Here is a 21,619-nt window from a genome sequence, read left to right as displayed (position 1 = left end):
TTCTCACTTCGATGGCAAACCCGTAAGGGAGACGCTCTGTCTGCGTTTCACGAGCGCCCGAAGCGCAGTTTCATGGTCAGGATGGCCAGTGCCAGCAGCAGCGTGATCGCATTGGCCACGACCACCGGCCAGGCGCCCAGCATCAGGCCGTAGGCCAGCCACATCGCAATGCCCAGCGTGAAGCTGCTGTACATGCCCAGAGAAATGCCGCTCACGTCCCGCGTCTGGAACGTGTGCCAGACCTGGGGCACAAAACTGAAAGTGGTCAGGAAAGCGGCGAAGTAGCCGATAAGGTCGTCAGGGCGCATAGCCGCGCATGATAGGAGCGGCGATGGCTTCTTGCTTGCCGGCCGTTCAATTTCCATGTCTTTTCAACGCCTGCCGCAGCAGGATATGAACGGGTATTCCACCGGTGGACTGCCCGCACACCCCTCGGCACGTGAGGTGCAGCGAACGAGAAGCGCCATGGCCCGCCATCACCCGCAGAACATCGAGCAAAGACCTTGTAAGGGGTGGCGCTCAGTCCGGCTGCGCAGCGGTCCATTCCACCAGCGCTTCCAGCGCCGGCCGCGCGGCACTCGCGTTCGGGTGGTTGATGAACCCCACGACCGCGTAGCGTGTGCCGTTCACCGCATTCACGTAACCGGCGACACCCGTCACGTCGCGCAGCGTGCCGGTCTTGAGCCAGGCGTTGCCCCGTGCGGCGCTGCGCGGCGAGCGCGCCATGCGCGCGGCCGTGCCGCTGACGCCCGCCACCGACAGCGACTGCACGAACTGCGCGCCCTTGGGATGGGCTGCCGCGTGGCGCAGCAGGCCGGCCAGCGCGTCGGCGCTGATGCGCTCGTCGCGCGAGAGACCCGAGCCGTTGTCCATGACCGGGGGCGCATGGCGGATGCCGAAGGTGGTTTTCCACCACCGGCTCACGACCTCGCGTGAGCGCTCGAACCGCCCCGTGCGCAGCGGGGTGATGTGTTCGCGCGGCACGGTCCGCGCGTCCTGCCGCCCCGGGTTGAGCCGGCCCAGCGTGAGGAACACCTGTTGTGCCATCACGTTGTTGCTCCACTGGTTCACGTCGGTGATGATGTCCGAGAGCGGCAACGAGTGGGCTTCGTGCAGCAGGGTGGCGCCGGGCGGGGTGGTTCCGCTGCGCACCTGCCCGGTGAGGGCACCGCCGCTGGCGCGCCACAGGCCTTCGAGCGCCCGGGCGGCGTAGCTCGACGGGTCCTGGTAGGCCACGGGCCAGACGCGTTCGCCGCAGCTCTGCGGATACTGGCCCTCGAAACGGATGGTGTTGGCGTCGTCAAAACGAGCGCGCAGGGCGCCGCGCCAGTCGCCACAGCCTTTGCGCGACAGCGGCACGGTGGCGTCGATGGCGAGACCCGCCATGGGCGGCTCGCTCAGCACGTGGGCGACGCCGAGGGCGTGGTCGGGCTGGAACTTCAGGACCACCGACTTGAAGTTCACCAGCAGCGCGTCGGGGCTGGCGTTGTAGGGCCGCAAGGCCTCGCCGTCGAAGGCGCCGGGGTCGCGCGCGGGCAGTTCGAAAGCGCTGTGGTCCAGCACCAGGTCGCCCAGCACCACCTGCACGCCCCGGTCCTGCAGCGCGAAGAAGGCCGACTGTATGCGCTCCAGCACCAGCTTCGGGTCGCCCCCGCCCTGGATGTAGAGGTTGCCGCGCAAGGTCCCTTGGTCCACGGCGCCGTCGGTGTAGAAGCGCGTGCGCCAGGTGAAGTCGGGGCCGAGCAGGTCGATGGCGGCGTAGGTGGTCACCAGTTTCATGACCGAGGCCGGGTTGATCGGCTGTTCGGCACGGTGGCGCAGGCGCTCGCCGCCGTTGCCGGACACCGGCACCACCAGCGCCGACACCGCGCTCACAGGCACCGCGGCCCGCCGCAGCGCCGCCTGCACCGAGGACGGCAGGGCGTCATCGGCCAGCGCCAGGGCCGGGAGCACCAGGGCGCCGAGCAGGCCCGCGCCGGGTGCGCGCCACCAGGCCGCTCCCGGGGTGGGGGGCGTGTGTCGGGCATGTTCGGGGAGCGGGCGGGTCAACATGGGGGAATTATGGGACCCGGTGGTGGCGCTGGCGTGCAAAGAGCGACGCCGTCCGGCGCCTGCATCGGGCAACAGCGCTTGCGACGACGAACGAAGCCGCGGATGCGGCTCGCCGATAATGGCCGGATGCTCTCTGCCGTCTCCCCAGCTTCCCCCTCGCTGCGCCTGCTGGCCATCGAAACCAGCACCGACATCCTCTCGGTGGCGCTGGGCAGCGGGGCGCCCGGCGAGTCGCTGTGGCAGCACACCGGTCCGGGCGCCGCGCAGGCCTCGGCCACCCTGTTGCCCGTGGTGCAGTCGCTGCTGGCACAGGCCGGGTGGGCACTGCCGGCGCTGGATGCGCTGGTGTTTGCGCGCGGGCCCGGCTCGTTCACCGGTTTGCGCACCGCTTGCGCCGTCGCCCAGGGCCTGGCCTATGGCGCCCGGGGCGCGGGCCGCGAAGGCGGTGTGCCGGTCTTGCCGGTGGACACCCTGCTGGCGCTGGCCGAAGAAGCGCGCCACCAGCGGGCACTGGCCGGGCAGGCGCCACCGCGCGTGATCGCGGCCTTGCTCGATGCGCGCATGGACGAGATGTATGTGGCGCTCTACGCGTGTGGACCGCAGGGGCTGGATCCGGTGCCGCTGCAGCCGCCGCGCCTGTGTTCGCCGGCCGATCTCGGAGAGTGGCTGAAGCAGGCGCTGCCCGGGCCGCTGGCCGCTGGCGACTGCCTGCTCGCGGGCAATGTGTTTGCCAGCTACGGTGCGCAATTCAGCGACCTCGCGGGCGAACGGCAGGTGGCCTTGCCCACGGCGGCGGCCCTGTTGCGCCTGGCGCCGGCCTTGCTGACTGCCGGGCAGGCGGTGGCCGCGCACGAGGCGCTGCCGCTCTACGTGCGCGACAAGGTGGCGCAGACCACGGCCGAGCGCGAACGCCTGCGGCTGGAGCAATTGGTGCGCCTGTCCGTGCCCGTGTCGGCGGTGTCGCCGCTGGACGCCTGAGGGTGACGAACATGAGCCGGTTTCCAGCGATGCCGTCCGACAGCGCGCCGACCGTGCCCGTGTGGTCCGCGAGCGACTGGCCCCGCGCCGACGCCTGCGCCCACCCCGCACCGGCTGCGGAGCGCCGCATCGCCTTCGAGGTGGTGACCGATGCCGACCTGGACGCGGTGTGTGAGGTGGAAAAGTCCGCCTACACCCACCCCTGGACGCGAAAGCACTTCGCCGACTCGCTGGCCTCGGGTTATCCGGCGGTGATGCTGCTGGGCGAAGCCCTGCCGGGCGAGGCGGTGCATTCCCGGCGGGCCGACGGCCGTGTGCTGCTCGGTTACCTGGTGGCCATGCCCGGCGTGGACGAGGTGCACCTGCTCAACATCACGGTGGCGCCGGCGCACCAGCGCCAGGGGTGGGCGCGCTTCATGCTCGACGCGCTGGCGCTGTGGTCGCGTGGCCGGGGCGCGCAGTGGCTGTGGCTCGAGGTGCGCGCCAGCAACGCACCGGCGCGCGCCCTGTACGAACGGTATGGCTTCCAGCAGGTGGGCATGCGCCGCGCTTATTACCCGGCCGGCCAGTTCCAGCGCGAAGACGCGGTGGTCATGAGCCTCAATCTGGTGACGCAGGCCGAAGGCGGGGCGGTGGCATGAACGACTCCGCAACAAACGATCCAGCCGACCGCCCCGACGCCTCGTTCGTGCCGCTGCTCGATGCGCGCCAGCGCGCCATGCTGGCCGAGATGGGCGTGCGTGTCTGGGCGCCCAGGCCGCCCGTGGCCGCCCAAATCACTGCGCCCGTGGCGGCCGAAGCGCCGTCCACCTCGGTGGAGCGCGCACCCGCGCCTGCGCCAGCGTCAGCGCCCGTTGCACCCGCCGCCCGGCCCGCACCGGTGCGGCCGCCGGTGAAAGAAGCGGTGGTGGCAGTGCCCCAGCCCGTTGCCGCAACGGCCAGGCATCGCCCGGCGGACGTGGCCGCCATGGACTGGCCCACGCTGGAAGCCGCCGTCGCGGGCTGCGAAGCCTGCGGCCTGTGCCGCAGCCGCCAGAACACCGTGTTCGGTGTCGGCGACCGCCAGGCCGACTGGATGGTGATCGGCGAAGCACCCGGCGAAAACGAGGACCTGCAGGGTGAACCCTTCGTGGGCGTGGCCGGCCAGCTGCTCGACAACATGCTGCGCGCCGTCGGACGCAGCCGCAGCGGCAGTGGCGCGCAGGCCGCCTACATCGCCAACGTGCTCAAGTGCCGGCCACCCGCCAACCGCAACCCGCTGCCCGAAGAGGTGGCGATGTGCGAGCCCTATCTGGCGCGCCAGGTGGCGCTGGTGCAGCCCAAGATCATCCTCGCCATGGGGCGTTTCGCCGTGCAGTCGCTGCTGCAGACCAGCGAACCCATCGGCAAGCTGCGCGGGCAGGTGCACCGCTACCAGGGTGTGCCGGTCATCGTGACCTACCACCCGGCCTACCTGCTGCGCACGCCCACCGACAAGGCCAAGGCCTGGGCCGACCTGTGCCTGGCGCTGGAGACGGCGGCCGCATCCGAGGACACACCCGCGGCCGTCTGACGCAGGCCGCCTGGTCCCCGGTCACTGACTTCAGCGCATCCCTGCCGCCGTTCGGCCCTGGTGCCTGAACACGCTGATTTCAGCGGTGTTCTGCGCTCACTGGCCGCGTCGGCCACAACACGGTCGCAATCGCCAGCATCACCAGCACCACGGCGGTCCAGTCCTGCCAGTGCAGCACCTCGCCCAGCCACCAGGCGCCACTGAACACGCCCAGCACCGGGATGAACATGACCGAGAGCGTGGAGGCGATGGGTGGCAGGTCGCGCGCCAGCATCAGCCAGACCACCTGGGCGAACGCAAAGACGCCAATGGCGTTGTAGACGATGGCGCCCCAGATGGGCGCCGATGGCAGGGTCCAGGCGTCGCGCTCAAAGACCACCGCCAGCAGCGTCATCCACAGCGTGGTGGCCACGGTCATCCAGAAAGAGATCGCCAGCGTCGGGTGTGCGATGCGGGTGCGGCGCATCAGCTGCGTGCCCAGCGCCCAGGTGGCCGCCGCCACCAGCATCATGAACACGCCCAGCGGCCGGCCCGACAGGGTGCTGACTTCGTGCCAGAGCAGCAGCACCACGCCCAGCGCCGCAGCGGCCACGCCGAACCAGGCACGGCCCGCCAGCCGCTGGCCGAACCAGGCCGCACCGAGCAAGGCTGAGAACACCGGCATCGTGTAGCCGAGGATCGCCGCCCGGCCGCTGGAGAGCGACTGGATCGCCAGGATGGCCAGCGTGTGCCAGAAGAACATGTTGGTGACCGTGAGCACAGCCAGCTCGCGCCAGTGCACACGATCGATGCGAAACGGCACCTTGCGCCACAGCAGAAACAAGCCCAGCACCGGCAGGCCCAGCCACATGCAGATGGTGCGGAAAGTGAGGGGCGGGAAGCCGGTCACGCCGATCTTCATGATCGGCCAGTTGAGGCCCCAGACCAGGGTGAGCAGGACGAGCAGGATGAGTTGCTGGCGGGACAGGGCGTGCATCGGTCTGATCTTAGGGGGCTTTCGGTGCATGCCTGTCGCCTGGGGCCACCTAAAATCGGGCCATGACCTTTCTCGACATGCTCGGCGCGGCAGAGCGCCAGAACCAGTCCCTGCTCTGCGTCGGTCTGGACCCGGATCCGGCGAAGTTTCCCGCCCACCTCCGTGGCGACGCCAGCCGCATCTACGACTTCTGCGCCGCGATCGTCGAGGCCACGGCCGACACCGTGATCGCCTTCAAGCCGCAGATCGCCTACTTCGCCGCCCACCGTGCCGAAGACCAGCTCGAACGCCTGATGGCGCACATGCGTGCGGTGGCGCCACAGGTGCCGGTGATCCTCGACGCCAAGCGAGGCGACATCGGCAGCACCGCCGAGCAGTACGCCATCGAGGCTTTTGAACGCTACGGCGCCGACGCCGTGACGCTCTCACCCTTCATGGGCTTCGATTCGGTGCAGCCCTACCTGAAGTACGAAGGCAAGGGTGCGTTCCTGCTCTGCCGCACCTCCAACCCGGGTGGTGACGATCTGCAGAACCAGCGCCTGGCGTCGGTGGACGGCCAGCCCTTGCTGTACGAACACGTGGCCCGGCTCGCCCAAGGGCCGTGGAACCTGAACGGGCAGCTCGGCCTGGTCGTGGGCGCCACCTATCCGGCAGAGATCGAGCGCGTGCGTGAACTCGCGCCCACGCTGCCGCTGCTGATCCCCGGTGTGGGTGCGCAGGGCGGTGACGCCGTGGCCACCGTGCGCGCCGGTTACCGCCGGCAGGGCGACGCGACCACCGGACCGGTCATCGTCAACAGTTCGCGCGCCATCCTCTACGCGTCCAGCGGTGGAGATTTCGCTGCCGCTGCGCGCAGCGAGGCCCTGCGCACGCGCAACGTGCTGGAAGCCGCCCGGGGCTGAGCGCTCCCGGGCGCTCTGGCGGAACAATGGCCCGCAGGCGACAGCCCGCGGCGGCCCGGCCGTCTACCATGCCGCTCTGCTTCTAACGGGACACCGCCCCATGATCACCCTCTACACCGCCGCCACGCCGAATGGGCACAAGGTGTCCATCGCGCTGGAAGAGCTGGGCCTGCCCTGGACCCTGCAGGTGCTGGACCTGGCGGCCGGGGAGCAGAAGACGCCCGCTTTCCTGGCCATCAACCCGAACGGCCGCATCCCCGCCATCGTGGACCACGAGGCCGATGATTTTGCGGTGTTCGAGTCCGGCGCCTGCCTGATCTACCTGGCCGAAAAGACCGGCCGGCTCATGCCCGCGGATGCCAAGGGCCGCTCGCGCGTGCTGCAGTGGCTGATGTTCCAGATGGGTGGCATCGGCCCGATGATGGGCCAGGCCAATGTGTTCTTCCGCTACTTTCCCGAGAAGATCCCGGCCGTGATCGACCGCTACCAGGGCGAGAGCAAGCGCCTGTTCCGGGTGCTCGATGGCCAGCTGAAGGACCACGAATACCTGGCGGGTGACTACTCGATCGCCGACATCGCCAACTGGGCCTGGGTGCGCACGCACCGCTGGTCGGGTGTGGAAATGGACGACCTGCCGCACCTCAAACGCTGGCGCGACGCGATCCGGGCGCGCCCCGCGGTGCAGCGCGGCATTGAACAGCCGCCGTCGAAGGTGGACCTCACGCGCGACGGCGACGCGGGCGCGCAGCGTTTCGCCGAAGACGCGCGCCGCATGGTGGAGATGGGGCAGAGTCTGCGACCCGCTGCCGGTCAGGGGGATGCGCCATGAAACTCTATGTCTCGCCGCGTGCCCCCAGTCCCCGGCGTGTGCTGATGTTCCTGGTCGAGAAAAACATCAACGGTCTGGAGCTGGTCAACGTGGACCTCAACGCGCAGGAACACAAGAGCGAGCAATACCGTGCCAAGAGTCCGCTGGCGCGCGTGCCGGCGCTGGAGCTCGACGACGGCCGCGTGCTCACCGAGACCCGCGCCATCTGCACCTACCTGGAAGGCCGCCACCCGACGCCCAACCTGATGGGTGCGGACGCCACCGAGCGCGCCTTCATCGAAATGGCCGACCGGCGCGTGGAGTGGTATTTCTTGCTGCCCATCGCCAACTGTGTGCGCCACACCCACCCGGGACTGGCCCCGCTGGAGCAGCCGCAGTTTCCCGAGTTCGGCCGGTCGCAGGGCGAGAAGCTGCGCGAGTCTGCGGCCTGGCTCGATGGCGAGCTGCGGCGCCAGCCCTGGGTGGCGGGCGAGCGTTTCACCATCGCCGACATCACGGCCTTCTGCGCGCTGGAGTTCGCGAAGCTGATGCGCTTCAATGCGGGCGAATTGGGTTTTGTCGTCCTGCAGGCCTGGCGCGACCGGGTGGCCGAACGGCCGAGCGCAAAAACCTAGCGCCCCGCACAGCGCTGGAGCCCCGCTCCGCGCCGGCTGCGCTGTTTCAGTCCCAGGCGGCGATGGTTCGCAGCAACTGCTGCTGCACGCCGGGCAGCTCGGCCAGGTGCACCGCCATCAGCTCGTGCAAACGACCGATCACCTTCCGCCCGGCGGGTGGCGGCGCGCTGGCGAGCAGGGCTTGTGCGGTGTGGAGATCGTTGAGGGTGCCGAGCACGTCCTGGGCGCGCTTGAGTGACGCGCCCCCCCGCCGCTTGGGCGGCAACAGGCTGGACAGGAAGGACTGGGCGTAGCGCAGTTTCTTGAGCTCGATGCGCAGCTCGTGCCGCTCGGTGGCCGCTTGTCGCGCCGCGAGGCGCACCTCGCGCTGCAGGCTGCGGTGGCGTTGCTGCAGGGTGGCGTGTGCCCAATCGGTCAGCGCTGGCTGGCCGGTTCGAGGGGCCTGGCCCTGCAGCGCCAGCAGCGCGCGCGCGAAGGCCAGCTGGCCGAGTGCAAAGGCGGGCCCGGTCAGCGCCTGACGGGCGCGCTGGTTGGCTTCACCCCGGGCCTGGTCGACCCAGCGTGTCAGGGACGCTGCCTGAGGGCCCTCTCCCAGCAACTGGGGCAGCCAGGTCGTGGCCAGCACGTCCCAGTTGCGCGCATCGCCGAGCTGCCCGGCGGCGGTTTGCCAATGGGCGCTCCAGTGGGCCGAGAAGCGGCGTGGCAGAAAGGGCCGGAACAGGCGCAGCCCGGTGCGCAGGCGGCGCAGCGCCACCCGCGCCTGGTGGATGTACTCCGGGTCGGGCAGGGGGCCGGTCCCGGGTGTTTGCAGCAGCCCCAGCACGTTGCCTTGCAGCTGGGCCAGGCAGGCCCATGCCGTCGAGCAGAAAGCCTGTACCGGGTCGCCGTCGGCTGGCAGTTGCAGCGGTGCTTCGCGCAACGGCTCGGGCGTGTGGCCCAGAAACAGAGCCAGGCCGCGCTCGGCCTTGCTGCGGTCCGAGGGATAGAGCCAGACGCCCTGGGCGCTCCAGCCCTGCGGCCCGAGGGCCAGCGTGTGCGCCAGGTCGAGCAGGGCATCGACCGGGCCGCTCTTGAGTTCCAGCTCCAGTTCCAGGATCGGTTCCTGGCGCGTGCCGCGGGTATCCGCCGGCCGGGTGGTGATGCGGCCCTCGTCCAGCGCCACTTCAATCGCTGCTCCGTCATGGTTGAGCAGCCAGCTGCGGCGCGTGAAGTCGGTGCGGAACAGGGGCACCAGCCGGGGTTTGAGCCTGGTCAGCGCTCGGGCCAGTGCGGCATCGTCCACCAGCGAGGGAAAGTCCAGTTCGCCGGTTTGTGTCGGACCCTCCCACTCGCCGCGCCGTGACAGACCGCCCGCCGACGCGCCCGCGGTCTTGACCGTGAGCAGCGTGCGGCGGCCCACCCGCCGCTCGCGCACCGCGATGCGCTGCCGCATCAGCACCAGGTCGGGGGTGTCGAAGTAGGTGTTGAGCAGGCGCTGGCGCTGCGGCTCCTGGGCCGCGAGCAGCGGATGCGCCAGCAGCCGCGGCAGGTCGCGGGCGAACAGCGCGAGTTTGAGTTCGGTTTCCTGTGCCATGTCCGCCAGTTTGCCGCAATGGGGGAAATCCGTCAGGCGTCTTTCACCGATTTGCCCTTTGGCGTCAGCCGGGCTGGCTATGATCGCCGGATGTCAGCAACACATTGGCGCCTGGGTTTTGGGATTCTGGGGATCTGTCTGGCGCTGCAGGCGCGTGCCGAAGGACAGGTCGCGATCGGGGGCGACAGAGGGTACCTGCTGGGTGCCTCGGTGGTTTCCGCCAACGGGCACATCGGCAGCGGCGTGACCCGGTACGACATCAAGCCCTTGTGGGCGTTCCAGCTCGGTCCGTTCCGGGTCTCGCGGTCGCGGGCCAACTCGCTCATGCGCGCGGGGCGGGAGCAACTGGAAACCGGTGTGAGCGCGGAGTTTGACGTGTTCAGTGACTGGCGGCTGGGTGCGTCGCTGCGACTGGACAACGGCCGCTCGTTCGATGGTGACCCCGAATTCAGCGGCCTGCCCGATGTGCGAAGCACCCTGCGCGGTCGCGTGTCCACCGGTCGTTCCTTCGGTGAACGCTGGAACTGGAGCCTGAGCCTGGACCAGGACCTGCTGGGCCGTGGAGGCGGTGCGCGGCTGAACACCGGGGTGAACTACCGCTATCCGGTCTCTCAGCGAACGAACCTGGACTTTTCGCTGGGTGGTGGCTGGGGCGATGCCCGCTACCAGCGAACCATCTACGGCATTTCGACCGAGGCCGCCCAGGCGACGGGCCGTGAACCTTACCGGCTGGGCAGTGGCTGGGAAACCCTGCGCGTCGGTGCACACTTTGAAACCGCGCTGAGCACCCATTGGGTGGTGTTTGGCGGGCTGGATTTGTCGCGCGTGCTCGGATCGACCGCACGCAGCCCGCTGGTGGGGCGGCTTGTCACCCATGGCCTGGGTGTTGGCGTGGCCTACCGCAGCAAGTGATCGAAGCACCCCCCCGCGTCGCCTTCGGCGCCACCCCCCTGAAGGGGGGCGATACCAGCCGTCCGGCGAAGCCGGCCCGGCGGTATCTCTGGTTGGGGGCACTTCGCTCCTGCGGGTCACGCTTCGGTTCCGCGGTGTCTCTGGGTTGACGTTGCCTCCATCGGAGGGGATTGCCCTCCGGTTTTTCTGTGTCTCTGGTCGGAGGCCCTGGCTTGATCGGGCTGCGCGTCTTTCGCCCGATTTTCAGCGCTTGAGCAGCCGCGCCAGATAGCGCCCGGTGTGGCTCTCGCCGTTGGCGGCGATGTCTTCCGGCGTGCCCACCCCCACCACAGATCCGCCACCCGAGCCGCCTTCCGGGCCCATGTCGATCAGCCAGTCGGCGGTCTTGATCACGTCCAGGTTGTGTTCGATCACCACGATGGTGTTGCCCGCGTCGCGCAACTGGTGCAGCACCTTCAGCAGCAATTCGATGTCGGCGAAGTGCAGGCCGGTGGTGGGTTCGTCCAGGATGTAGAGCGTGCGGCCGGTGTCGCGTTTGCTGAGTTCCAGCGCGAGCTTGACGCGCTGCGCCTCGCCGCCGGACAGCGTGGTCGCGCTCTGGCCGAGCTGGATGTAGGTCAGGCCCACGTCCATCAGGGTCTGCAGCTTGCGGTGCAGCGTGGGCACGGCGGCGAAGAAGGCGTGCGCTTTCTCGACCGTCATGTCCAGGATCTGCGCGATGTTCTTGCCCTTGTATTGCACGTCGAGCGTTTCGCGGTTGTAGCGCTGGCCGTGGCAGACCTCGCAGGGCACGTAGACGTCGGGCAGGAAGTGCATTTCCACCTTCACCACGCCGTCGCCCTGGCAGGCCTCGCAGCGGCCACCGGCCACGTTGAAGCTGAAGCGGCCCGGGCCGTAGCCGCGCTCTTTCGCGGTGGGCATTTCGGCCATCAGCTCGCGGATGCCGGTGAACAGCCCCGTGTAAGTGGCCGGGTTGCTGCGCGGCGTGCGGCCGATGGGGCTCTGGTCGACGTTGATGACCTTGTCGAAGTGTTCGATGCCCTCGATGGCGTCGTGTTCGGCAGGCTCTTCGTGCGATCGGTAAAGCGTGCGCGACACCGCGGCGTAGAGCGTGTCGTTGACCAGGGTCGACTTGCCCGAGCCCGAGACGCCGGTCACGCAGGTGAGCAGGCCGACCGGAAAGGCGACGCTCACGCCCTGCAGGTTGTGGCCGGTGGCGTTGACCACGCGGATTTCCTGCAGCTCACCCAGCGTGGCGATGTGTGCGGCCTCGCGCGCGCTGCGGCGCTCGGCCGCCGGGCTCATGGGGAAGCGCGATTTGATCGGCGCCGCCTTAGCCGCCGCAGCGGCTTTGTTCACAGGCAGCCACGGCGTGCGCCGTGTGGGCAGGCGAATAGCGCGCGCGCCGCTGAGGTACTGGCCCGTCAGTGAGCCGGCCGTGGCCATCACTTCAGCGCAGGTGCCCTGCGCCATCACATGGCCGCCGTGCACGCCCGCGCCCGGGCCCATGTCGATCACGTGGTCGGCGCAACGGATCATGTCCTCGTCGTGTTCGACCACCAGCACCGTGTTGCCCAGGTCGCGCAGGTGCTGCAGCGTGGTGATGAGGCGGTCGTTGTCGCGCTGGTGCAGGCCGATGCTGGGCTCGTCGAGCACGTACATCACGCCCGTGAGGCCGCTGCCGATCTGGCTCGCCAGGCGGATGCGCTGGGCTTCGCCGCCGGAGAGCGTGTCGGCGCTGCGGTCCAGGCTGAGGTAGTTCAGGCCGACGTCGTTCAGGAATTTCAGGCGCTGGCGGATCTCGTTGATCACGCGGGCGGCGATGTCGCCCTTGGCACCCGGCAGGTGCAGGGTGCTGAAGTAGGCCAGCGACTCACCGAGCGTGATGTGGCTGATCTTGTAGATCGGCTGCTTCTGATCGCCCTCGCCCACGAACACGTGGCGCGCCTCCAGGCGCAGGCGCGTGCCGTTGCACGCGGGGCAGGGCTGGGTGGCGCGGTAGCGGGACAGCTCTTCGCGCACGGCGGCCGAGTCGGTCTCGCGGTAGCGGCGTTCGAAGTTGCGGATGATGCCTTCGAAGGGGTGTTTCTTGCTGATCTTCTTGCCCGCGCGCTCGCCCGATTCGAGCGCGTAGCTGAACTTGATCTCTTCTTCGCCCGAGCCGTAGAGCAGCACCTGCTGCACCGCTTCGGGCAGCGATTCCCAGGCCGCTTCGGCGTCGAACTTGTAGTGCGCCGCCAGGCTTTCGATCATGGCGAAGTAGTAGCCGTTGCGCCGGTCCCAGCCCTTGATGGCGCCGCTGGCCAGGCTCAGCGTGGGGAAGGCGACCACGCGCTCGGGGTCAAACACTTCCGTGTGGCCCAGGCCGTCGCAGCTGGGGCAGGCGCCCATGGGCGAGTTGAACGAGAACAGGCGTGGCTCCAGTTCACCCACGGTGTAGCTGCAGACCGGGCAGGCGAACTTGGCGGAGAAACCGTGTTCGGCGCCGCCGTCCATCTCGACCGCAATGGCGCGGCCCTCGGCCAGGCGCAGCGCGGCCTCGAAGCTTTCGGCCAGGCGCTGTCTTTGCGGGTTGGCGCCCTCTTCCTCGGCCGAGCGCACCTTGATGCGGTCGATCACGACGTCGATGTTGTGTTTCTCGGTCTTTTTCAGCGCGGGCAGGGCTTCGGCCTCCAGCACCTCGCCGTTGATGCGGAAGCGCACGTAGCCCTGGGCCTGCATGTCGGCGAACAGCTCCAGGAACTCGCCTTTTTTCTCGCGCGCCACGGGCGCCAGGATCATGAGGCGCGTGTCCTGTGGCAGCGCCAGCACGGTGTCCACCATCTGCGCCACGCTTTGCGAGGCCAGCGGCAGGTCGTGCTCCGGGCAGTGCGGCGTGCCGGCGCGCGCATAGAGCAGGCGCAGGTAGTCGTGGATCTCGGTCACCGTGCCGACGGTGGAGCGCGGGTTGTGGCTGGTGGCCTTCTGCTCGATGGCGATCGCCGGCGACAGGCCTTCGATCAGGTCCACGTCGGGCTTGTCCATCAGCTGCAGAAACTGCCGCGCGTAGGCCGAGAGGCTTTCCACGTAGCGGCGTTGCCCTTCGGCGTACAGCGTGTCGAAAGCCAGGCTGGACTTGCCCGAACCCGAGAGCCCGGTGATCACCACCAGCGCGTGTTTGGGGATGTCGAGGTCGATGTTCTTCAGGTTGTGCGTGCGCGCGCCGCGCACCGAGAGCACGGCCGCGGTGCGCAGGGCGGCGGCTTGGGCGGGGCTGAGCGGGGCGGGCGGCGTGTCCGGCGCGGTGCCGGTCAGCGGGGTCGGGTTCTGGTTCAAGGCGGGGTCACCAGGGGCGGGTTTCTGGCGTCAAAAAGGCAACCCGACATGATACGGCGGGACCGCTTGCGGGGTACATCCGCCGCACGCGGGTGGCGTTCAAGGCATGACGGGAACCACACACCGCGCAGCGGCGCGCGCCGGCACGTGGCTTTTCGGGCGGATTGGGCGTACTGTGCAAACTTTGGTGACAACAACAAGGAGGGTTCCCATGGATTTCCTGGACTGGGTGCGCGGCCCGCTGCTGACGCTGTCTCTCGTCATTTTTGTCGCCGGCGTCGCCTGGCGGTTGCTCGCGCTGTGGCGCCTGCCCCATCGGGTCGCGCCCGGCGCGCCCGAACGCCAGCCCTTCGGCACCGGTGCGGCGCTGGGCGCAGCGTTCACCCGCATGCTGCCGCGTGGCGGTTTTCACCCGAGCGCCACGCTCGTCACCGTGAACCCGTATGTGTTCCACATCGGGCTCGCGGTGGTGGTTTTCGGCTATGCGCCCCACATCGCCTTCATCCGCCGCCTGACCGGCCTGTCGTGGCCGGCCTTTCCCGACGCCGTGATGTACGCCGCGGCGGCGGCCACCATCATGTCGCTGCTGATGGCCTTGATGTTCCGCCTGAGCGATCCGGTGCTGAGACGGATCTCGACCGCCGACGACTGGATCACCTGGGTGGTCACGTTTCTGCCCCTCGTCACCGGCATGGCGGTGATCGGCGATCCGTCCTCGACCATCCTGGCGCGTGACCACGTGATCTACCGGGACCCGCTGGCGGTGCACCTGCTGACGCTGGAGTTGCTGCTGATCTGGTTTCCGTTCGGCAAGCTGATGCACGCCTTCCTGTTCCTGCCGGCGCGCATGCAGCTGGCCACGTTTTTTGGCCGTCGCGGGGTGCGCTCATGACCAACATGGATGTGTTTCATGGCTTTCTGCAAGCCATCCACCACCTGCCGGAGATGGCGCAGCCCGATGCGCTGACCGACGCCGAACGCCTGGGCCGCGCCAAGGCGGTCATGCGGGCCAAGACCGACCGCGGTCTGGCGCTGGACCTGGAGGCCTGCGTGAACTGCGGCTACTGCTCGGAAGCCTGCCATTTCTACCAGAGCACCCAGGACCCGAAATACAGCCCCAGCCGCAAGCTGGACCTGCTGCGCCGGGTGCACGCGCGCGAGACATCGGCCTTTGCGCCCCTCAAGCGCCTGTTCCTGCCCGACATCACGCTCGACGATCTCAAGGAATGGCAGGAGCTGGTCTACGACTCGTGCACGGAGTGCGGGCGCTGCAGCATGATCTGCCCGATGGGGGTCAACACCGCGCGCGGTGTGAACGTGATGCGCGAAGCGCTGTTCGAGGCCGGGCTGGCGCCCCTGGAGTTGACGGCGGTGGCGCAGGAACAGGCCGGTCGGGGCACGGTGTTCGGCGTCGGCCCCGACGAACTCCGGCAGACGGTGGACCTGCTGCGCGCCCAGGGCATTGCTATCCCCCTGGACGAACCGCAGGCCGACCTGATGCTCGTGACCACGGTGATCGATGTGCTGCTGTTCCAGGACGCGCTGGCCGCGACGGCGCGCATCCTCAACCACCTGGGCGTGCGCTGGACCTTGCGCAGCGCGGGGTTCGAAGCGGCGAACTTCGGCCTGCTGTCCGGCAGCGAATCGCTGCAGAAGGCGGCCAGCCAGCGCCTGATCGACGAGGCGCTGGCCATCGGCGCCAGGACCGTCATCCTGCCGGAGTGCGGGCACGCCTACCCGGCGCTGCGCTGGGAAGCGCGGCTCGCCAACGGCCAGCCGCTGCCCTTCGAGGTGCTGGCGGCGTCCGAATTCGTGGGGCGCGAAATCACCGCCGGGCGGCTGCAGCTGCAGCCACCGCAGGACCCCAGCCGCAAGATCACCTACCACGACGCCTGCAAGCTGGCCCGCCACGGCGGCGTGGTGGACGAGCCGCGCGCGGCGCTGAAAGCCCTGGGCATGGACCTGCGCGAAACCACGCCCACGGCCGAGCAGAACTGGTGTTGCGGCGGCGGCGCGGGCGTGTTCCTGATCAACCGCGCCGAGGGCTTGCGGCACCAGGCCTGGGGCATCAAGCGCGAGCAGATCGACGCCACCGGGGCCGACACGGTGGTGGTGTCCTGTGGCAGTTGTCGCCTGAACGTGATGGCGGGCGCCGAAGCCGACGCCTGGCCCACGAAGATTGAAAGCGTGGTCGAAATGGTGGCCCGGCAGTTGCCGGCCTGACCCGCCAGCGCCTGGCTCCAGGGCTCACCGGCCCTGGCCGGCGCCGACCCGCCAACGGCGTGGGGTCGGGCCTTTGGCGCACAATACCGGCTTGCTTCAACACCCCCCCGGTATGAGGCTGGTTGCCCAGCCAGCCGCGTGCGGCCCGACCCGTGTCTTCAACGTCTTCATCCCCTGTTTCCAGCGATGCGCCCGCCCCCGATGCCAACCGCATGACGGGTGAGGAACGCCGCGCCAGCGGCGCGCTGGCGCTGGTGTTCGCGCTGCGCATGCTCGGCCTGTTCATCGTGCTGCCGGTGTTCGCGCTCGAAGCCGCGCGCCTGCCCGGCGGCGACGACCCGGCGCGGGTGGGTTTCGCCATGGGCCTGTACGGCCTGACGCAGGCGTTCCTGCAGATTCCCTTTGGCATCGCCTCCGATCGCTTCGGCCGCAAGCCCACCATCGTGGCCGGCCTGCTGGTGTTTGCGGCGGGCAGCGCCATCGCGGCCTGGGCACCCGATCTCACCTGGCTCTCCATCGGCCGCGCGGTGCAGGGCGCCGGCGCCATTTCGGCCGCGGTCACCGCCTTCCTGGCCGACGTGACGCGCGACAGCGTGCGCACCAAGGCCATGGCGATGGTGGGTGCGAGCATCGCGCTGATGTTCGCGCTCTCGCTGGTGATCGCGCCGCTGCTGGCGGGCTGGGTCGGCCTGCCGGGCATCTTCGGCATGACCTGCACGCTGGCCCTGCTGGGCATCGCCGTGGTGCTCTGGGTCGCGCCGCCCGAACCGCGTGTGCACCGGCCTTCGGACATGCAGCAGGTGCGTGGCGGGCTCGGCGAGGCCCTGCGCCACGCCGGCCTGCTGCGCCTGAACCTGGGCGTGTTCGTGCTGCACGCGGTGCAGCTCGCCATGTGGATGGCTGTGCCCGCCATGCTGGTGCAGGCCGGGCTCGCCAAGGCGGACCATTGGCAGGTCTACCTGCCGGCGGTGGCGGCTTCGCTGCTGGTCATGGGCGGCGTGCTGTTTCCGATGGAGCGCAAGGGCCGGCTGCGCGCCGCGTTCCTGATCGCCATCGCGCTCATCGGCGTGGTGCAGTTCGGCCTGTGGTGGCTGGCGCGCAGCGGTGTGGCGCCGGGCCTGTGGGCGCTGGGTGGCCTGATGTTCGTCTTCTTCATCGGCTTCAACACGCTGGAAGCCAGCCAGCCCAGCCTGGTGTCGAAGCTGGCGCCGGCGCATGCGCGCGGCGCCGCGCTCGGCGTCTACAACACGCTGCAGTCGGTGGGCTTCTTCGTCGGTGGCGCGGTGGGTGGCTGGCTGGCGCGTGCGCACGGTGCCAGCGGCCTGTTCGCCGTCTGTGCGCTGGCCACCCTGGTGTGGCTGGTGGCGGCCTGGCCGATGCAGGCGCCAGCCGTCAAACGCTGACGTTCGGCGCGTCCTTCCGGACGAGGTGCCACGGGGCTGGTCAGTCCTTCCGGGGTGGCGCGCCGCTGGTCGGCGGCAGGTCGTCCTCGCCCGCACCGTCCAGCAGGGAGCGCTGCACCGGTCCCCCGGCAGGAGGCTCGTCGGGCGGCGGATCAGCGGGCGCTGTTGAATCGGGCATGGCCGGCGCCGGGGCGGGCGTATCGGTCTCGGCCGCAGCCTGGCGGGCGTGGTGTTCGCGGGTCGGACGCAGCATCAGGTTGGACAGCGTGCCGTACAGCGGCCGGCTGATCAGGCGCGAGATCAGGCTGGCCAGCATGGCCGCGGCCATCAGGCTGAGCACCATCGGCCGGCCGTCGATCATCTCCATGACGATGATGAACGAGGTCAGCGGGGCTTGCGTGGTCGCGGCCAGGAAGCCGGCCATGCCCATGGCGATCAGGGCGGGCGTCAGCGCGCTGGCGTTGCTGCCGGCGACGACCTGGGCCACGTCGTGACCGACACCCGCACCAATGGACAACGATGGCGCAAAGATGCCGCCCGGTACGCCGCTCCAGCTCGTGATCCAGGTGGCCATGAATTTCAACAGCACGTACAGCCGCGAGATGTCGCTCTCGCCGGCGAGCATGTTGCGCACTTCTTCCGCGCCGGCGCCGAAGGTTGCGCCTCCTGAAGCCAGGCCGATGATCGCCACCATCAGGCCGCAGGCCGCGGCAAAGCGCACCGGGAAACGTTTGCGATAGGCGCTGAACCGGTCGGGCATGCCGGCCAGCGACGCGGCCAGCAGCCGCGCGAAGAGCCCCCCGAGCACGCCGCAGATCACCGTCACCAGCACGCCCGGCAGGATCGCGCCCCAGCCCAGCCTGGGCACTGCGATCGAACCGAAATAGGTCAGGTTGCCGAAGGCCGAAATACTGACCAGACCGGCCAGCACGATGGCGGCGATGATGAGGCCGTTGTTGCGTGCTTCCAGTTTGTTGGACAGTTCCTCGATCGCAAACACCACACCCGCGAGCGGTGCATTGAACGCCGCCGCGATGCCGGCCGCGCCGCCCGCCACGAGCAGTGCCCGTTCGCTCATGACCGAACCCGGGCGCAGCCAGCGGCGAGCGTCGTGCATGACGCCTGCGGCCACCTGTACCGAGGGGCCTTCGCGCCCGGCCGACAGGCCACCCAGCAGGCTCAGCGAGCCCAGAAAAATCTTGGCGAACGTGATCCGCAGTGACACGAAGCGGTGCCGCGAATCCCTTGGCAGCAGGGGATCCAGCGCCGTCATGACCTGGGGAATGCCCGAGCCCGCCGCGCCCGGGAAATAGCTGCGTGTGCACCACACGATGAACGCCGTCAGGGCCGGTGTCCAGATCAGCACCACCCAGGGTGCTGCGGCGTACAGGTGCATGAACCACTCGAACGCGGTCTCGCTCATCAGCGTGAACAGGACCACGCACAGGCCGGCCAGGATGGCGTAGCCCAGGACCACGGAGCGGTCCAGCCACGCGCGACCATCGGACAGTTCGTCCTGCAGGTTCTGAAAGAAATCGGGTTCGCGGTTCATGTCGGGCTGCGTCCATTGTGGCATTGGACGCACTGGCGCGCCGCCCGGCTCATGCGGCACAATCGTGGCAGGCGGTTCCGTGCGCCCGGCTGCACCGGTCCGCCGTTCTCTTCAGATACCCCAAGGAATTCCATGGCCTCCGTCAACAAAGTCATCCTCGTCGGCAACTGCGGCCGCGACCCCGAAATCCGTTACCTGCCCTCGGGCAGTGCCGTGGCCAACGTGACGGTGGCCACTTCCAGCCGCCGCAAAGACAAAAACAGCGGCGAAATGATCGAAGACACCCAGTGGCACCGGGTGACCTTTTTCGAGCGCCTGGCCGAAATCGTTGGCGAGTACGTGAAAAAGGGCAGCCCGATCTACGTTGAAGGCCGGTTGCGTTACAGCACCTATATGGACAAGACCACCGGCGTCGAAAAGAACTCGGTGGAAATTGTCGCTACTGAAATGCAGCTGCTGGGTGGCCGCGAAGTCCGTGGCGGTGGTGAAGAAGGTGGCGCAGGCGGTGGTGGCGGTTATTCCCGTCCGGCGGCGGCCCCGCGCCAGGCCCCGCCCGCAGCCCGCCCGGCACCGGCTCCCGCTGCGGCCCGCCCGGCCAGTGGCTTTGACGACATGGACGACGACATTCCGTTCTGACTTTTCACGATCCCTGATGCCACGTCTGTCCTCCCGGACGTGGCCTTCACAACCCGCCCGGCGTTAGCCCGGCGGGTTTTTCTTTGGGCGCGTGCGGTATCTTTGCCCCATGAACTTCTGGGACCAGAACTTCTCCGTCGCTGGCTACAAGTACGGCACCGCGCCCAATGCGTTCCTCATGGCGCAGGCGCACCGGCTGAAGCCGGGTAGCGACGTGCTCGTGCCCGGTGACGGCGAGGGCCGCAACGGTGTCTGGCTGGCGCAGCAGGGCCACCGCGTGACCGCCATGGACGGCTCGGCTGTGGGGCTGCAGAAAGCGCAGGCGCTGGCCGCCGAACGTGGCGTGCGCATCGAGACCGTGCTCGGCGACCTGGCCGACTGGGCGCCCGCGCCCGCCAGCTTCGACGCCGTGGTGCTGACCTTCGTGCACCTGCCGCCGGCCATCCGTGCCGACGCCCACCGCCGCATGGCCGCCGCGCTGCGACCGGGTGGCCTGCTGCTGCTCGAAGCCTTCCACCCGCTGCAGCTGCAGCACGGCAGCGGTGGTCCGAAGAACCCGGCCATGCTCTACAGCCCCGAGCTGCTGCGTGCCGATTTCGCCGACACGCTGGAACAGCTGCTGGCCTGGCAGGGCAAAGTCAACCTCGACGAAGGCCCTGGCCACCAGGGCACCGCGCACGTGATCCGCTGGATCGGTCGCGCGCCGGCCTGAGTGGCTGGCTGTTGCACCGCCCGTGCCCAACGACTCCCGGCACAATTGCGCCATGGAATCCAAGACCAGCCTGTTGCCCGCCAACCACCCGCAGCGCGAGCTGCTGCACAACGAAGTGCATGCGCGCCCGCCCGCGCGCATCCGGCAGCCGGCTCTGCTGACCTACGTGGCGGTCTTCAACGAGGGGGTGGACCGCGAGCAGGAATGTGCGCTGCTGCGCCGGTTGCCCGGGCAGGCGGCGCTCACGGTGGACGATCTGCAAGGCAACTTCCTGCGTCTGCGCCTGCCGGGCTACACGCTCAAGTGGGAGCGCCACACCGAGTTCACCCGCTATTCCATCGTGCAGCCGCTGCCCGAGGGCTGTGGACTGGGCGCCCGCGAGCCCGACCTGCTGACGCCGCTGGCCACCCCCCCGGGCTGGCTGGCGGGCATTCCCGGACGCACCTTTGCGGCGATCCAGCTCGTGATGGTGGAGGAACCGATCCACCCGCCCGCTGCCGCACTGGCCCAGGCCCGCACCTGGTTCGGGGAACACACGGTGGTGGCCTCGCTCATGGGCAACAACGCGCACTCGCTGGCCGTGACCGACTTCTGGCTGCGACCCTGTGGCTTCGAGCGCATGCTCGCGGTCTGTCCGCCCGGCACCTCGGAAACCCGCGCCGGGCGCATCGCCGCACGCCTGTTCGAGCTGGAGACCTACCGCCTGATGGCGCTGCGTGCGCTGCCCGTGGTCAAGGACCTGGCGCCGCTGCTGGCCCGTTCCGAGCGGCAACTGGCCGACATCACCGCGCAGCTGGAGAACAAGGGCGCCTCGGACCAGGCGCTGCTCGACACCCTGGTCTCGCTGGCCGGTGGCGTGGAGCGCGCCACGGCCGAAAACGTCTACCGCTTCGCCGCCACGCGCGCCTACGACACGCTGGTGAGTCAGCGCACGGCCGAGCTGCGCGAGCAGCCCATCCCGGGCACGCAGACGCTGGGCGAGTTCATGCAGCGCCGGCTCTCGCCCGCCATGGCCACGGTGGCCGCCACGGCGCAGCGTCTGGCATCCTTGTCCGAACGCATCACACGCACCAGTGCGCTGCTGCGCACCCGCGTGGACATCGCCACCGAACAGCAGAACCAGCAACTGCTCGCCAAGCTCACCAAAGGGCAGGAAATGCAGCTCAGGCTGCAGAGCACCGTGGAAGGCCTGTCGATCGCGGCGATCTCGTACTACGTGATCAGCCTGCTGCTCTACCTGGGCAAAGCCGGCAAGGCCGCGGGCCTGCCGATCAACCCCGAGATGGCCGCCGGGGCCTTGATCCCGCTGGTGCTGTGGGCGGTTTGGCGCACCACGAAACGCATCCACGACAAGCTGCACGCTGACCATTGACACCCCCTGTGCCGGCGA

At 69.2% G+C, this 21,619-nt stretch carries 19 protein-coding genes; 13 read left to right on the top strand and 6 right to left on the bottom strand.

Annotated features, from left to right (window positions below; all coding sequences use genetic code 11):
* Window positions 1–47: 47 nt before the first annotated feature.
* A complete protein-coding gene (locus AC23D4_RS13370; protein ID WP_226463969.1) occupies window positions 48–308 on the bottom strand; it encodes a SemiSWEET transporter in 261 nt (86 codons plus the stop codon).
* 211 nt (window positions 309–519) lie between these two features.
* Entirely contained in the window at window positions 520–2,052 is a 1,533-nt protein-coding gene (gene dacB, locus AC23D4_RS13365; RefSeq protein ID WP_472890235.1) for a D-alanyl-D-alanine carboxypeptidase/D-alanyl-D-alanine endopeptidase, read from the bottom strand.
* Between the two features lie 159 nt (window positions 2,053–2,211).
* On the opposite strand from dacB, the gene tsaB reads away from it, so the two are divergent.
* The 3 genes from tsaB to AC23D4_RS13350 are packed head-to-tail and all read left to right on the top strand — an operon-like array spanning window position 2,212 to window position 4,582.
* The gene (gene tsaB / locus AC23D4_RS13360; RefSeq protein ID WP_472890260.1) at window positions 2,212–3,030 is read left to right on the top strand and encodes a tRNA (adenosine(37)-N6)-threonylcarbamoyltransferase complex dimerization subunit type 1 TsaB; all 819 of its coding nucleotides are present in this window, start codon (window positions 2,212–2,214) and stop codon (window positions 3,028–3,030) included.
* A gap of 11 nt (window positions 3,031–3,041) precedes the next feature.
* On the top strand, window positions 3,042–3,671 hold the full coding sequence (gene rimI, locus AC23D4_RS13355) for a ribosomal protein S18-alanine N-acetyltransferase (RefSeq protein WP_472890234.1): 630 nt from the start codon (window positions 3,042–3,044) through the stop codon (window positions 3,669–3,671).
* Window positions 3,668–4,582: a uracil-DNA glycosylase gene (locus AC23D4_RS13350; RefSeq protein ID WP_472890233.1), complete on the top strand. Its 915-nt coding sequence runs from the start codon at window positions 3,668–3,670 to the stop codon at window positions 4,580–4,582. Before rimI ends, AC23D4_RS13350 begins: the two co-directional genes overlap by 4 nt.
* Window positions 4,583–4,661: 79 nt before the next feature.
* Here AC23D4_RS13350 and AC23D4_RS13345 read toward each other — a convergent pair whose 3' ends face one another.
* Window positions 4,662–5,558, bottom strand: a complete 897-nt coding sequence (locus tag AC23D4_RS13345; protein WP_472890232.1) for a DMT family transporter — start codon at window positions 5,556–5,558, stop codon at window positions 4,662–4,664.
* A gap of 62 nt (window positions 5,559–5,620) precedes the next feature.
* On the opposite strand from AC23D4_RS13345, the gene pyrF reads away from it, so the two are divergent.
* From pyrF to AC23D4_RS13330, 3 genes are all read left to right on the top strand, one after another.
* Window positions 5,621–6,460 (top strand): orotidine-5'-phosphate decarboxylase, encoded by an 840-nt coding sequence (pyrF, locus tag AC23D4_RS13340; RefSeq protein WP_472890231.1) that lies wholly within the window; start codon window positions 5,621–5,623, stop codon window positions 6,458–6,460.
* A 100-nt stretch (window positions 6,461–6,560) separates the two neighbouring features.
* Window positions 6,561–7,289 carry a glutathione S-transferase family protein gene (locus AC23D4_RS13335; protein ID WP_472890230.1) on the top strand — a complete coding sequence of 243 codons (729 nt, stop codon included), beginning with the start codon at window positions 6,561–6,563 and terminating at the stop codon, window positions 7,287–7,289.
* Complete coding sequence (locus tag AC23D4_RS13330) at window positions 7,286–7,903, top strand: glutathione S-transferase family protein (protein WP_472890229.1); 618 nt, start codon at window positions 7,286–7,288, stop codon at window positions 7,901–7,903. Before AC23D4_RS13335 ends, AC23D4_RS13330 begins: the two co-directional genes overlap by 4 nt.
* A gap of 46 nt (window positions 7,904–7,949) precedes the next feature.
* Here AC23D4_RS13330 and AC23D4_RS13325 read toward each other — a convergent pair whose 3' ends face one another.
* Window positions 7,950–9,476, bottom strand: a complete 1,527-nt coding sequence (locus AC23D4_RS13325) for a CYTH and CHAD domain-containing protein (protein WP_472890228.1) — start codon at window positions 9,474–9,476, stop codon at window positions 7,950–7,952.
* 90 nt (window positions 9,477–9,566) lie between these two features.
* On the opposite strand from AC23D4_RS13325, the gene AC23D4_RS13320 reads away from it, so the two are divergent.
* A complete protein-coding gene (locus AC23D4_RS13320; RefSeq protein WP_472890227.1) occupies window positions 9,567–10,388 on the top strand; it encodes a MipA/OmpV family protein in 822 nt (273 codons plus the stop codon).
* A 243-nt stretch (window positions 10,389–10,631) separates the two neighbouring features.
* Here the strand turns inward: AC23D4_RS13320 and uvrA are convergent, their stop codons facing one another.
* Window positions 10,632–13,622, bottom strand: coding sequence for an excinuclease ABC subunit UvrA (gene uvrA, locus AC23D4_RS13315; RefSeq protein ID WP_472890259.1), 2,991 nt, complete (start codon window positions 13,620–13,622; stop codon window positions 10,632–10,634).
* A gap of 292 nt (window positions 13,623–13,914) precedes the next feature.
* On the opposite strand from uvrA, the gene AC23D4_RS13310 reads away from it, so the two are divergent.
* From AC23D4_RS13310 to AC23D4_RS13300, 3 genes are all read left to right on the top strand, one after another.
* Window positions 13,915–14,595, top strand: a complete 681-nt coding sequence (locus AC23D4_RS13310; RefSeq protein WP_472890226.1) for a hypothetical protein — start codon at window positions 13,915–13,917, stop codon at window positions 14,593–14,595.
* Window positions 14,592–15,926, top strand: a complete 1,335-nt coding sequence (locus AC23D4_RS13305) for a (Fe-S)-binding protein (protein WP_472890225.1) — start codon at window positions 14,592–14,594, stop codon at window positions 15,924–15,926. Before AC23D4_RS13310 ends, AC23D4_RS13305 begins: the two co-directional genes overlap by 4 nt.
* 152 nt (window positions 15,927–16,078) lie before the next feature.
* Window positions 16,079–17,329, top strand: coding sequence for an MFS transporter (locus AC23D4_RS13300; protein WP_487623617.1), 1,251 nt, complete (start codon window positions 16,079–16,081; stop codon window positions 17,327–17,329).
* A gap of 40 nt (window positions 17,330–17,369) precedes the next feature.
* Here AC23D4_RS13300 and AC23D4_RS13295 read toward each other — a convergent pair whose 3' ends face one another.
* Entirely contained in the window at window positions 17,370–18,881 is a 1,512-nt protein-coding gene (locus AC23D4_RS13295; protein WP_472890223.1) for a chloride channel protein, read from the bottom strand.
* A 132-nt stretch (window positions 18,882–19,013) separates the two neighbouring features.
* Here AC23D4_RS13295 and ssb point away from each other — a divergent pair, with 132 nt between their 5' ends.
* From ssb to AC23D4_RS13280, 3 genes are all read left to right on the top strand, one after another.
* The gene (gene ssb / locus AC23D4_RS13290; protein WP_472890222.1) at window positions 19,014–19,517 is read left to right on the top strand and encodes a single-stranded DNA-binding protein; all 504 of its coding nucleotides are present in this window, start codon (window positions 19,014–19,016) and stop codon (window positions 19,515–19,517) included.
* Between the two features lie 109 nt (window positions 19,518–19,626).
* Complete coding sequence (locus tag AC23D4_RS13285) at window positions 19,627–20,229, top strand: SAM-dependent methyltransferase (RefSeq protein ID WP_472890221.1); 603 nt, start codon at window positions 19,627–19,629, stop codon at window positions 20,227–20,229.
* 52 nt (window positions 20,230–20,281) lie between these two features.
* Window positions 20,282–21,601: a DUF3422 family protein gene (locus AC23D4_RS13280; protein WP_472890220.1), complete on the top strand. Its 1,320-nt coding sequence runs from the start codon at window positions 20,282–20,284 to the stop codon at window positions 21,599–21,601.
* Window positions 21,602–21,619: the final 18 nt, after the last annotated feature.

The sequence above is a fragment of the Hydrogenophaga sp. L76 genome, from assembly GCF_057654755.1.
This window is presented reverse-complemented; position numbering and strand designations above follow the sequence as displayed.